The organism is Bacillus sp. JJ1773 (assembly GCF_036962035.1).
Lineage (GTDB): Bacteria > Bacillota > Bacilli > Bacillales > Cytobacillaceae > Cytobacillus.
Map to the genome: position 1 here is coordinate 96,133 of NZ_JBALNX010000042.1, position 12,116 is coordinate 108,248.

Annotated in this window: 12 protein-coding genes and 2 riboswitches; of the genes, 10 read left to right on the forward strand and 2 right to left on the reverse strand. The window is 39.5% G+C overall.

Annotated features, from left to right (window positions below; all coding sequences use genetic code 11):
• Positions 1–3 precede the first annotated feature (3 nt).
• Positions 4–157: riboswitch (SAM riboswitch) on the reverse strand.
• A 615-nt stretch (positions 158–772) separates the two neighbouring features.
• Positions 773–878, forward strand: a riboswitch (SAM riboswitch).
• A gap of 87 nt (positions 879–965) precedes the next feature.
• The 5 genes from mtnW to V7127_RS11795 all read left to right on the forward strand — a co-directional run bounded on the left by mtnW (position 966) and on the right by V7127_RS11795 (position 5,427).
• Positions 966–2,189 carry a 2,3-diketo-5-methylthiopentyl-1-phosphate enolase gene (gene mtnW, locus V7127_RS11775; RefSeq protein WP_335354763.1) on the forward strand — a complete coding sequence of 408 codons (1,224 nt, stop codon included), beginning with the start codon at positions 966–968 and terminating at the stop codon, positions 2,187–2,189.
• The gene (locus tag V7127_RS11780; protein ID WP_335354764.1) at positions 2,186–2,851 is read left to right on the forward strand and encodes a 2-hydroxy-3-keto-5-methylthiopentenyl-1-phosphate phosphatase; all 666 of its coding nucleotides are present in this window, start codon (positions 2,186–2,188) and stop codon (positions 2,849–2,851) included. Before mtnW ends, V7127_RS11780 begins: the two co-directional genes overlap by 4 nt.
• On the forward strand, positions 2,848–3,471 hold the full coding sequence (locus V7127_RS11785) for a methylthioribulose 1-phosphate dehydratase (RefSeq protein ID WP_335486208.1): 624 nt from the start codon (positions 2,848–2,850) through the stop codon (positions 3,469–3,471). Before V7127_RS11780 ends, V7127_RS11785 begins: the two co-directional genes overlap by 4 nt.
• 16 nt (positions 3,472–3,487) lie before the next feature.
• Positions 3,488–4,021 carry a 1,2-dihydroxy-3-keto-5-methylthiopentene dioxygenase gene (locus V7127_RS11790; protein ID WP_335486211.1) on the forward strand — a complete coding sequence of 178 codons (534 nt, stop codon included), beginning with the start codon at positions 3,488–3,490 and terminating at the stop codon, positions 4,019–4,021.
• A gap of 179 nt (positions 4,022–4,200) precedes the next feature.
• Positions 4,201–5,427 carry a TraB/GumN family protein gene (locus V7127_RS11795; protein WP_335486213.1) on the forward strand — a complete coding sequence of 409 codons (1,227 nt, stop codon included), beginning with the start codon at positions 4,201–4,203 and terminating at the stop codon, positions 5,425–5,427.
• 123 nt (positions 5,428–5,550) lie between these two features.
• Here the strand turns inward: V7127_RS11795 and V7127_RS11800 are convergent, their stop codons facing one another.
• Positions 5,551–7,131: a bifunctional metallophosphatase/5'-nucleotidase gene (locus V7127_RS11800; protein WP_335486259.1), complete on the reverse strand. Its 1,581-nt coding sequence runs from the start codon at positions 7,129–7,131 to the stop codon at positions 5,551–5,553.
• Positions 7,132–7,320: 189 nt separating this feature from the next.
• On the opposite strand from V7127_RS11800, the gene V7127_RS11805 reads away from it, so the two are divergent.
• The 5 genes from V7127_RS11805 to V7127_RS11825 all read left to right on the forward strand — a co-directional run bounded on the left by V7127_RS11805 (position 7,321) and on the right by V7127_RS11825 (position 11,338).
• Positions 7,321–8,238 carry a phosphate/phosphite/phosphonate ABC transporter substrate-binding protein gene (locus V7127_RS11805; RefSeq protein ID WP_335486217.1) on the forward strand — a complete coding sequence of 306 codons (918 nt, stop codon included), beginning with the start codon at positions 7,321–7,323 and terminating at the stop codon, positions 8,236–8,238.
• An 84-nt stretch (positions 8,239–8,322) separates the two neighbouring features.
• On the forward strand, positions 8,323–9,096 hold the full coding sequence (phnC, locus tag V7127_RS11810; RefSeq protein ID WP_335486220.1) for a phosphonate ABC transporter ATP-binding protein: 774 nt from the start codon (positions 8,323–8,325) through the stop codon (positions 9,094–9,096).
• On the forward strand, positions 9,090–9,884 hold the full coding sequence (phnE, locus tag V7127_RS11815; RefSeq protein ID WP_335486223.1) for a phosphonate ABC transporter, permease protein PhnE: 795 nt from the start codon (positions 9,090–9,092) through the stop codon (positions 9,882–9,884). The genes phnC and phnE (V7127_RS11815) overlap by 7 nt, the downstream gene beginning before the upstream one ends.
• Positions 9,881–10,684, forward strand: a complete 804-nt coding sequence (gene phnE / locus V7127_RS11820; RefSeq protein ID WP_335486226.1) for a phosphonate ABC transporter, permease protein PhnE — start codon at positions 9,881–9,883, stop codon at positions 10,682–10,684. Before phnE (V7127_RS11815) ends, phnE (V7127_RS11820) begins: the two co-directional genes overlap by 4 nt.
• Positions 10,685–10,780: 96 nt before the next feature.
• Positions 10,781–11,338: a putative ABC transporter permease gene (locus V7127_RS11825; protein WP_335486230.1), complete on the forward strand. Its 558-nt coding sequence runs from the start codon at positions 10,781–10,783 to the stop codon at positions 11,336–11,338.
• An 11-nt stretch (positions 11,339–11,349) separates the two neighbouring features.
• Here the strand turns inward: V7127_RS11825 and V7127_RS11830 are convergent, their stop codons facing one another.
• Complete coding sequence (locus V7127_RS11830; RefSeq protein WP_335354771.1) at positions 11,350–11,748, reverse strand: VanZ family protein; 399 nt, start codon at positions 11,746–11,748, stop codon at positions 11,350–11,352.
• Positions 11,749–12,116: the final 368 nt, after the last annotated feature.

The window sequence follows — 12,116 nt, forward strand, 5'->3', positions numbered from 1 at the left end:
TGCCTCTTATCTCTCAGAAAGTTTCCTTTCCGTTGGAATTAGCACCGTGCCTTGCGGGAAAATCCCGGCGCTAAAGTAGCGCCCCGTTTCACAACGGTATTACGGTCGGTTGCTGGGCTTCATCGGGCCAAATCCCTCTGCCTGCTCATGATAAGAGTATTTAACATATTCACGTTAGTTTGCTTGAAATGAATGTTAGCATGCGTTTCTGGAAAATGTCAACCACCTTTTTCTAAATTTATTTTATTATCTTGCATTACCCCGGATTAATTTTCATAACTACCGTATGCGTTGTTTTTTCTTGGTTAATGGCATTATAGAGCCTTTTTAACTACCTTAGCCATATTTTCACCTGTCGATAGGAGTTATGAATGCTCCTTAACTACCTTCAGCCATATTCTCACCTGACGATGGGCGCTATAAAGACTTCTTAACTACCTTCACCCACATTTTCACCTATCGAAGGGCGTTATAAAGACTTCTTAACTACCTTCACCCACATTTTCATCTATCGAAGGGCGTTATAAAGACTTCTTAACTACCTTCACCCACATTTTCACCTGCTGATTGGCGTTATAAAGACTTCTTAACTACCTTTTGCCACATTCTCACCTGACAAATGGGGTTATATAGTTTTACGCCGAACTCCTCCCCACGACTTTTACGATAAAAATTAAAACTTGCACTTAAAATTAACCTATTGACAGAATTTTTAAGCGGTGCAATAATAAAAGGCAGTTACTTTTGAAATGTAAATTAATTGAATATATTTTTCTTATTAAGAGCAGGTGGAGGGACGAGCCCGATGAAACCCGGCAACCGATCAAACGATTTGACACGGTGCTAATTCTTGCAGCTTTCATGCTGAGAAATAAGAAGATGTTTGTCTATTGACCTCTTCTTATTTGAAGAGGTTTTATTTTTTTATAGAGAATACTAACTTTAAAAAGGAGGATGATTCGAATATGAGTGAAATCATCGCTACCTACCAGCTATTTGGCAAGCCAGGATCCTTTGAGAAAAAAGCGGAAGGGATTGCACTTGGCTTAACGATCGGCTCATGGACAGATTTGCCGCTGCTTGAGCAGGAGCAGCTGAAGAAACATAAAGGACGCGTCATCTCAGTCGAGGAATTCTCGAACACGCGCCATCCTGTTAAACAAAATGATATTTTAAGCAAAGTAAAAATTGCTTATCCAAGTGCGAATTTTTCAGCAGATCTACCAGCTATTTTAACAACGGTTTTCGGAAAGCTTTCCTTAGATGGAGAAGTCAAATTGCTTGATTTAGAGTTTAGTTCAGACCTATTAAGCAGATTTCCTGGCCCGCGCTTTGGAATTGAAGGCATTCGGAAGACATTAAATGTTTATGATCGACCACTAACCATGAGTATTTTCAAGGGAGTTATCGGAAGAGACATCGAATATTTAACAGCTCAATTGAAGGAGCAGGCTCTTGGCGGAGTGGATCTTGTGAAGGATGATGAAATCCTATTTGAAAATCTACTAACTCCATTTGAACAAAGAATTTTAAGAAGTAAAGAGGTTTTACAGCAGGTCTATGAGGAAACTGGCCATCGTACCCTTTATGCCGTAAACCTGACAGGCCGGACTTCCGAATTAAGAGATAAAGCAAAAAGAGCTAAGGATCTTGGTGCTGATGCCCTTTTATTTAACGTTCATACGTATGGGCTGGATGTCCTCCAGGAGCTTGCGGAGGATGAGGAGGTTCAGCTTCCGCTTATGGCACATCCAGCTTATAGCGGTGCCTTCACCTCATCAGCTTTTTACGGGGTAGCAAGTCAGCTTGTACTTGGCAAGCTAACACGATATGCGGGTGCTGACTTTTCCTTATTCCCTTCTCCGTATGGCAGTGTAGCTCTTGAAAAGAATGCTGCACTGGCAATCGGTGAGAAGCTGACTGAAGAAGCTGCTGTAAAACGGGCGTTTCCAGTACCATCTGCGGGCATCCATCCTGGGCTAGTGCCTCTGTTAATGGACGACTATGGAAAAGATTGCGTAATCAACGCTGGGGGCGGCGTCCACGGTCACCCTCACGGAGCAGCAGGCGGTGGAAAGGCATTTAGACAGGCAGTTGACGCTGTTCTAGCAGGTAAAAATTTGGCCAACGCTGCAGAAGAACATCAAGAATTGAAAATAGCCCTTGAGTTATGGGGAGGTTCAAAATGAAGAATCCAGTGATTTTCTGCGACTTCGATGGGACAATTACGAATAAAGATAACATCGTTAATATAATGAGAGAATTCGCCCCGCCGGAATGGGACGCCATCAAGGATGACATATTAGGTCAAAAGGTTTCCATTCAGGAAGGGGTCGGCAAGCTGTTCTCTCTTCTTCCCTCTTCGAAAAAAGAGGAAATCATCTCATTCGTACTGAAGGATGCTGTAATTCGAGAAGGCTTTGCTGAATTTGTTCAGTTTACTAGAGAAGCAAATATTCCACTTTATATTGTGAGCGGCGGGATCGATTTTTTCGTACATCCTGTCCTTGAGGCATTTGGACCTTTTGAAAAAATTTATTGTAATGAAGCTGATTTTTCCGGTGAAAACATTCGAATTGTATTCCCTCATGAGTGTGATGATGATTGCTCAAATAAAGGCTGTGGCTGCTGTAAGCCATCGATTATTCGAAATCTGGCATCCGGGGAAAACACGAGCATCGTGATCGGGGATTCCATCACGGATCTTGAAGCCGCGAAGCTTGCAGATGTTGTTATTGCCAGGGATTATCTCATTGAAAAGTGCAAGGAATTGAATATCCCTTACGAGCCTTTCGAGCGTTTCCAAGACTGTATTGACATCATTGAATCTCGATTGGATGTGAAAGTATGAGTGCAGTCGTATCCAAATGGAATGAATTAGCTGATATTAAGGATGAATTGGCTGCAAGGGACTGGTTCATGGGGACTAGCGGCAATCTTGCCATCAAGGTTAACGCTGATCCATTGCAGTTTCTCGTAACAGCAAGCGGGAAGGATAAAAGGAAAAGAACTCTCGAAGACTTCCTTCTAGTCGACCGAGAAGGCAAAGCAGTTGAAGAAACACATCTGAAACCATCTGCCGAAACGCTATTGCATTGCGCTGTTTTTCAAAAAACTTTAGCGGGCTGCAGTCTTCATGTTCATACAGTAGCGAACAATGTTATCTCAGAGCTATATGGTGATGAAGGGAAAGTAACGTTTCAATCTCAAGAATTAATCAAGGCGTTTGATCTTTGGGAAGAGGATGCTGAGCTAACTATCCCCATTATTCATAACCATGCCCATATACCTGCTTTAGCGGAAGAATTCCAAGAGCATATTCATGCTGATAATGGAGTCGTCCTTATTCGAAACCACGGCATTACCGTTTGGGGCAAGGATGGCTTTGAAGCTAAGAAACTATTAGAAGCATGTGAATTTCTATTTCAATATCAACTAGCATTGATTAATGCTAAATCAAATTTTAAATAAGAGAGGGAGATTTCAGATGGCAACAATTACAATTCAAGGTACAAATGAAGTAATTGAAAATCAAAACGAGGTTGCAGCATTTTTAGAGCAGCAAGAAGTTATTTACGAGCAGTGGGATATTGAAAAACTACCGGAAAATCTTCGGGAAAAATTTGATCTTAGCGTAGATGAGAAAAACGGAATTCTAAAGGCCTTCAAGGCAGAAATCGACAGTATTTCAGAACGCCGCGGCTACAAAACAGCCGATGTTATTTCTTTATCCGATTCGAACCCTAAGCTTGATGAGCTTCTGAAAAACTTCCAAAGAGAACACCATCATACAGATGATGAGGTGCGCTTTATCGCAAGCGGACATGGAGTTTTCGTTATTCAAGGTAAGGATGAGCGCTTTTTTGAAGTGCATTTAAACCCTGGCGATTTGATCTCTGTTCCAGAAAATATTCGCCATTATTTCACACTTGCTGATGATAGAAAAGTAGTCGCTGTCCGTATTTTCGTAACAGAAGAGGGCTGGGTACCGGTTTATGAAAAGGAAAGTGTGCAAGGTTAATAGTAAATAATATTAAAAAAGCTTATAGACTCTTCCGAAAAGGACTTTATCTATAGGCTTTTTTACTTTGTTGAGTCACCTCCTAAATTAAGGTATTATTAATTTGTTAATAGTTTACTATACTACATATAATTGGTTTTTCTATTAACGAATACTTTATTAGAGAGGAGAGAAATACTTTGAAAAAGATATTTAAAAATGCAGCTATGCTTTTCATTGCTACATTGCTCGTAGTTTCATCCTTTTCAGTTAATACGGCTTTTGCGGCATCGGAGAGTAGTAAGGATTGTGTTCCTAAGAAGATTATGTGGGGGAAAACAGAACTTAAGAGTGGTCAACTAGGTAAAATCACCATCCTTAAAGAAGCTAAGTTATTCTCTTTGAAAGAAAATAAGCTTGAGGCTCACAAGACACTACCTGTAAAGGGTGAATATAGAGTCTATTCCTTTAAGAACCATTCTGGTGGTGACATTTATGGAGTAGGTGGAGGCTATTATGTAAAAAAAGATAGTGCAATAAAATATGAGACCCCTTCCAAAAGGAAATTAGCTGAGGTTAAAGCTGCCAGCTGTGAAAAGGAACAGGTTGCGGAAAATGAGGGTGGATTCCTTTGGAAAGCAGAAAAAAGTGGCAACACTGTTTACATGCTAGGTTCAATTCATTTAGGTATTGAAGACTTTTATCCTTTAAACTCTAAAATAATGAAGGCTTTTGATGAATCAAAATATTTAGTTGTTGAAGCAGATATTCTTAATTTAAATCCCCTTGAACTTCAACAATCCATCCTTGAAAAAGCTATCTATGCTGATGGTTCAACAATTGAGGATCATATTTCGGAGGAGCTTTACACGAAACTAAAAGATATTTTTATTAGTTTGGGTGCCGATTTTAACGAACTCAAGCATTTTGAACCTTGGTATTTTAATATGATTTTAGAAAGTTTAAAAATAACTGATCCTAAATATAAACCTGAATTAGGAATTGATTTTTATTTCTTATCTAAAGCGGGTGGTAAAAAAATTATTGAGTTAGAGGGAGCAGAGTTCCAATTAAATATGATGGACAGCTTTTCTGAAAATGTGCAAATAAAACTGCTTGAAGATTCCCTAAAAGTTGATAGCAGCGGCGAACTAGATGCCCTAATAAAAGCTTGGCAATATAGTGATGATGACGCAATTGAAAATTTACTCTTTAACGTTCCAGACGATAGCCCAGAATACCAAACATATATGACTGAACTGCTTGATAATAGAAATATTGGAATGGCGAATAAAATTGAACAGTACTTAACAGGAAGTACGAAAGAAACTTATTTTGTCGTCGTAGGTGCAGGACATTACTTTGGCGATATGAGCGTTATCCAGTTACTTAAAAATAAAGGCTACAAGGTTGAAAAACTACAATAGAAGTATCACTAAGTTACTTTTGTGAATTTTAATACCGTGTCAGACTGTAGACAAACTCAGTAAAATCGAGCTTGTCTACAGTCTTTTAAATTCACAATATATTACCTAGAGTGTTTCATCCGATCACCAAACAACCTTCCAATTATGATCACAGGAGGCATAGATCTTTTTCCTTTTCATCATATAGTTAGCGATTAACTCTGTCATATCTGTCTGAATTTCTTTGATGACAGGCTTATCTTTGAACATATTGTAGTTTCCACCCCCGCCGGCTCGATAGTTGTTCATGACGACATCATATTCACCTTTCATCTGAACAGGATCTCCCTTATTACTTAATTTAACGACACGCTCCCCAATAGGGTTTCTTATATCAAACTCATACTCAATTCCTTCCCACATATCGTAGTTATAGTGTTGGGGCTTCGGTTCAGCAAAGGCAGGATTGACCTGGACCTCACCATCTTGATCAAGCATAAAATACGATGCACAAATCTCCAAAGCATCCTTCATATCCTGCCCAGTGATTCGAATGACCTTCAACGTGTTCGGATAAATATAATTTGAAACGATGTCCCTCATTGTCACCTGTTCCTGAAAACCACGAGAGCGATTATCAAATAAAGCAGTAGAGGAAATCCTTGCGCCTGATGCATCCATTTGCACATAATTAAAAAATTCAATAAGAGGATGATCTCCTAATCTTAATTCTAATGCGCTGGAAATCGTCATATCCCCTATTATTTTGGCAATTGGCTGATCAAGCCAAATTTGAGTGTCCTTCTCATACTCTTCAGTCATTTTCAAGATATGAGGATCTGCTTGAACAGAATGGTCAACCTCTATAAGCTGTGACGAGCAGCTTTTAAATACCCATTTCCCTTCGATTTTTTCAAAATAAGCTTTCACTTTACCTAAAGCCTGTCCATTGTAGCCGGGTTGAACGACTGTCACTCCGTTCAAAGTATCCGCAATCATTCGATGCTGGTGACCCGTCAGCAAAATATCAATTCCTTCAATTTCATGGCATATCGCATAAGCCTGATTTTCTCCAGTCATGGCTTCTCCAGGCTCCCCGTTGGATAGATCCCGTTCAAATCCTCCATGATAGGAAACGACAAGCAAATCATACTGTTCATGCTTTTGAATAAAATTAACCCACCTTTTTGCACTAGCTAACGCATCTTTAAATTGGAGTCCCACAATATGCCTTGGGTTTTCCCAATTCGGAATATAATGTGTCGTAATTCCTAGAACAGCAACACGCAGCCCATTTTCAAACTCCTTCACTATGTACGGAGGACCAAATGCACTTTCCTTCGTTCCTTCTCTTAATATATTGGCCGATAACCACGGGAACTGGGACTCGTCCACCGCTGCCTGTAATATTTCGGAACCGTAATTAAACTCATGATTTCCAATTACAGCACAATCATAATTTAAATCATTTAGCAGGCTTATAAGCGGATTTATCTTTTCTGGAAGGAATTTTGCATAATAATATGTTAAAGGCGTCCCCTGAATGACATCCCCATTGTCTATTAAAAGGGAGTATTGATTGTTTTCTCTCTCACTTTTAATCAGTGCAGCAATCTTTGCTAGCCCTGCATTCACTTCTTCATTATCCCTGTAATTAATCGGGAACACATTTCCGTGCAGATCACTAGTTTCCATAATAATAAGCTCACAGCGTTCATTATCCATGGCTTCCACTTCACATCCCCTCTAATTACTTCCACTTTGATTATATAGGTAGTTCTTTCATGTAAATTTATTTTACAACAAACCACACCAAACATTTACATTATTTAACACCATTTTTACAGAACTATCCATATCGTTTGCTATAATTCAAATCGTAAAATATCCTTTTTCCATTTGGAGGTAACTGAAATGTTTAAGAAATTGGCAACGATTGGCCTATCTCTTGCTCTAACAACGGCCATCTTAAGTGCATGCGGCTCAAACAAAACATCTGGCGGAGATTACACCCCTGAAAGCTTAACTGTTCAATTTGTACCATCGCAAAATGCAGACACATTAGAAGCAAAAGCTAAACCATTAGAAGGTTTGCTTAAGGACAAGCTAGGAATTCCTGTAACAGTAAGTGTATCAACTAACTACAACACGATTGTTGAAGCAATGGCATCGAAAAAAGTAGACGTTGGCTTTTTGCCTCCAACGGCATATGTACAAGCCCATGAAAAAGAGGCTGCAAATGTTATTTTGCAAGCACAACGCTTCGGTGTTAACGATGAAACGGGTGCACCTAATGATAAATTAGTGGATTTCTATAAATCTATGTTTATTGTAAAAGCAGATTCTGATATCAAAAGCGTGAAAGATTTGAAAGGAAAGAAAATTGCTTTCCAAGACGTTACATCTTCAGCAGGTTATGTTTGGCCCGCAGCTGCCTTAATGGATGAAAAGATTGATCCGCTTACGGACGTTGAAGGGATCACTGTTAAAGGACATGACCAAGCTGTAATCGCATTATTGAACGGCGATGTTGATGCGGCTGTTATTTTCCAAGATGCACGTAATATTGTAAAAGGCGATTATCCAAGTGTATTCGAAGAGACAAAAGTTCTTCATTTCACAGAACCAATTCCAAACGATACGATTTCAATCCGCTCCGATATGAGTAAAGAATGGACAAAAAAAATTCAGGATGCCTTTATTGAAATTGGCAAGGATGAAGAAGGCCATGCCATCATTAAAGACATTTACTCCCATGAAGGCTATACATCATCTGAAGATAAAGTGTTTGATATTGTTCGCGATTATGCAGAAAGAGTGAAAACCGAGTAATGTAGTAAGCCAAAAATGCCAGCCAGTGAAGGGTTAATAACTGGTATGGCATTTTTTGATTAAATAACTAAAGGTGGAATAAAAGTGATTGAATTTAAAAACGTCTCCAAGACATACCATAATGGTGTGAAAGGATTAAACAACATTGATTTACAGATTCATGAAGGTGAATTTGTCGTCATTGTTGGCTTGTCAGGTGCGGGAAAATCAACCCTATTGCGTTCAATCAATCGTTTGATTGATATATCTGAAGGCGAAATTTTTATCAATAACAAATCGATTACGACAGCAACTGGGTCGAATTTACGCCGAATCCGCCGTGACATCGGCATGATTTTTCAAAGCTTTAATTTAGTGAAGCGTTCTTCGGTATTGAGAAATGTACTTTCGGGGCGTGTTGGCTATCATTCAACTTGGCGTACGATTCTCGGGCTTTTTCCAAAAGCAGATGTAAATCTGGCATTCGATGCTTTAGAACGCGTCAATATTCTTGAAAAAGCTTATTCCCGAGCAACGGATCTTTCCGGTGGACAGCAGCAGCGTGTCTCCATTGCCCGTGCGTTAGCTCAGGAAGCAAAAATCATTTTGGCAGATGAGCCTGTAGCCTCGCTTGACCCGTTAACAACTAAGCAAGTCATGGATGATCTGAAAAGAATTAACCAGGAATTCGGAATAACGACCATTGTGAATCTTCATTTTATTGATTTAGCAAGAGAATACGCAACAAGAATTATCGGATTACGGGCAGGAGAGGTTGTATTTGACGGGCCTGTTGAAAAGGCGACCGATGAAGCATTCTCGGAAATTTATGGCCGCCCTATTAAGAAGGATGAACTATTAGAGGTAAATGTATGCTGAGTCAGCCACAGAAGAGGGTCCTGCCTGAGCCTCCACGTAAACTAAAAACCTATTTAACCATTTTTATTATTATTTTGCTGCTTTTCGGAAGTGCAGTCCAAACAAATTCAACCATTACTGAGCTCGTCATCGGTGCTCCTAACATGGTCGAGCTGCTTGCGCAAATGCTTCCTCCAAACTGGTCTTACTTCGGAAAAATTGTCGAGCCAATGCTTGAAACGATTCGAATGGCATTAATTGGGACAACCTTTGGTGCCCTCATCGCCATTCCGATTGCGATTTTTTCTGCGATCAACATTGTTCGTAACATATGGTTATACCATCCTGTTCGTTTTGTCCTGAATCTAATTCGGACGATTCCTGACCTGCTGTTAGCAGCCATTTTCGTATCAATTTTCGGCTTAGGACCACTTCCAGGTATTTTAGCGTTGACGATTTTCTCAATTGGCCTAGTGGCAAAATTAACATATGAAGCGATTGAGGCCATTGATCCTGGGCCACTTGAAGCCATGACTGCTGTTGGCGCAAACAAGGTTCAATGGATCTTTTTTGGAGTCGTTCCGCAAGTTCTTCCCTATTATATTTCCTATGTGCTTTATACATTTGAGGTAAACATTCGGGCGGCAGCTGTATTGGGACTTGTCGGTGCCGGAGGAATTGGACTCTATTATGACCGCACACTCGGATTCTTTGAATATGATAAAACAAGCTCTATTATTATTTTCACATTAGTCGTTGTTTTAATAATCGACTACATGAGTACTAAATTACGGGAGAAATTAATATGAGCCAAACATCTAGAAACATTGTGAAACCGCCGAAAAAACCAATTCGTCAATGGATCATCTATCTCGCATTAGCCCTTATTTATATTTGGGCCTTTTCCGGCATGCCGATTACAGGGGTAAAAGAAACAGCTGCTCAAGTATCGAAAGCCATTTTTTCAGGAATTTTCAGCCCCGATTGGGACTATGTCTATTTACCAGATGGAGAGGATTTATTGCGGGGTCTGCTTGATACACTCGCCATTGCGATTTTAGGAACATTTATTTCAGCCTTCCTCTGCGTGCCGTTTGCCTTTTGGGCTGCCGCCAATATGAGCAAGGGGAAAAGCCTTTCACATTCAGGGAAATTCATCCTCAGCTTTGTTAGGACATTTCCAGAAATCGTCATGGCGATTATGTTCATTAAAGCAGTTGGTCCAGGGTCCTTTGCTGGTGTACTCGCTTTAGGTTTGCACTCAATCGGGATGTTAGGAAAGCTTTTCTCGGAAGAAATTGAAAATGTTGATCCAGGTCCTGCAGAAGCTTTGACAGCTACCGGAGCAAACCGCATGCAAATTCTCTGGTTCGCCGTCCTCCCGCAAGTCATGCCTGGATTTTTGTCTTATACTTTATATCGTTTTGAAATTAACGTAAGATCCGCTGCTATCCTTGGCATTATTGGGGCAGGCGGGATTGGCACGCCGCTTATTTTTGCACTAAGCTCCCGTGACTGGGATCGTGTTGGGATTATTCTATTAGGCATCATTGTCATGGTCACATGCATTGATCTTTTATCAGGCTATATTCGGAAGAAAATTGTTTAAGGAAAAAGTTCTCCGCACTTTAGAAGAAATTGTATATTAAAGGAAATTTAGCGAAGCCTATAGGATGAATTTGTCATCTTGAAAGGGGTTTGCTAATTGGTAAATACGTTAGAAGTTTTTAGTGCTCATAGTCTTTTATTTTACTTTATGGTGTACTCATTTTTAGGCTGGCTGTTAGAAAACAGCTATAGCTTCGTTACAACGAGGAGATTTTTTAAAGTGGGGTTTTTTAGTGGCCCCTTTAAGCCTATGTATGGATTTACACCAGTGCTTTTGGTTTTGTTAATTTCACAGGATACAAATTGGTTAATCGCTCTTTTCCTCTGTCTAGCCATTCCAACATTGATTGAGTATGTTAGCGGCTATTTACTTCATACTTACTTCCATCGCCGGTGGTGGGATTACTCAAATATCCCATTGCAGCTGCATGGACATATTTGTTTATCCTTTTCAATTTGCTGGATTTTTTTATCCCTCATTTGTTTAAAGTGGATCCATCCAGCATTAACCTCCATTTATGAAGCGATTAATCATTATTGGATTTGGCTTAGCCCTTTTGTTGCAATTTATTTATTTGCAGAACTTATTTTTTCTATAAAAAGGCATTTACCAAAACATTCTTCTCAGGCTAAACAAGAAAGTCCAACTCAATAATAAATAAATAGCTACCTTCTTCTGAGGGTAGCCATTTTTATTATACTCAAAGCAATCAGCGCACCAATGGAATCAATTCCAACATCCACAATTGCGCCTGTCCGGTCTGGGAGAAAAGCCTGGTGAATTTCATCGGATGCTGCATAGATCGTTGTGTATAGCCATGCTTGTATAAATCGATGCTTTTCAAAGCTATTGTAAAACAATATAGCAAGCACCCCAAATGCTGATAAATGCACAAGCTTTCTAAATATGACGTTGATCATACTAGCCTGACCCTCAGATAGATTGAAAATATCTGCAATTATCATTAACGTATTTCCACCAGTCGAAGCAGGAGAAGCCGTTGTTATAAAAATAGCTATACAATACACAATAGCTGCTGTGAGCCAAATATATTTTTTCTTCATTTTTAATTCCTTCAGATGGTTTTTCTATTATTATAGGCATTTTTCGATTAGATTTTCTATAAAATGCTGGTTTTTTATAGTTTGTCAGCGAAATTTGATGGTTTAGTGAAGCATTTGTATTTTTTCAGAGGCGATCAAAAAACAAATTTGTTGACCGGCAACTGCAAGAAATACACATCTTGGGTATCTTTCATTAAATCTAGTGACTGAGAAAAGCAAAAAATACAATCAGCGGGAATCAGATTTTGCATCTGATTACTGCTTCAACGAATATTTGCTATCAGCGGGAATCACATCCTCCTTTTGGTGACCGAGAACAGCAAAAGATACTATCAACGGGCATCAGATTTTGCATCTGATTACCGCTT

Coding starts and splice junctions, on each gene's coding strand:
- mtnW (WP_335354763.1), top strand. CDS start 966: ATGAGTGAAATCATCGCTACCTACCAGCTATTTGGCAAGCCAGGATCC.
- V7127_RS11780 (WP_335354764.1), top strand. CDS start 2,186: ATGAAGAATCCAGTGATTTTCTGCGACTTCGATGGGACAATTACGAAT.
- V7127_RS11785 (WP_335486208.1), top strand. CDS start 2,848: ATGAGTGCAGTCGTATCCAAATGGAATGAATTAGCTGATATTAAGGAT.
- V7127_RS11790 (WP_335486211.1), top strand. CDS start 3,488: ATGGCAACAATTACAATTCAAGGTACAAATGAAGTAATTGAAAATCAA.
- V7127_RS11800 (WP_335486259.1), bottom strand. CDS start 7,131: ATGGATAATGAACGCTGTGAGCTTATTATTATGGAAACTAGTGATCTG.
- V7127_RS11805 (WP_335486217.1), top strand. CDS start 7,321: ATGTTTAAGAAATTGGCAACGATTGGCCTATCTCTTGCTCTAACAACG.
- phnE (WP_335486223.1), top strand. CDS start 9,090: ATGCTGAGTCAGCCACAGAAGAGGGTCCTGCCTGAGCCTCCACGTAAA.
- phnE (WP_335486226.1), top strand. CDS start 9,881: ATGAGCCAAACATCTAGAAACATTGTGAAACCGCCGAAAAAACCAATT.
- V7127_RS11830 (WP_335354771.1), bottom strand. CDS start 11,748: ATGAAGAAAAAATATATTTGGCTCACAGCAGCTATTGTGTATTGTATA.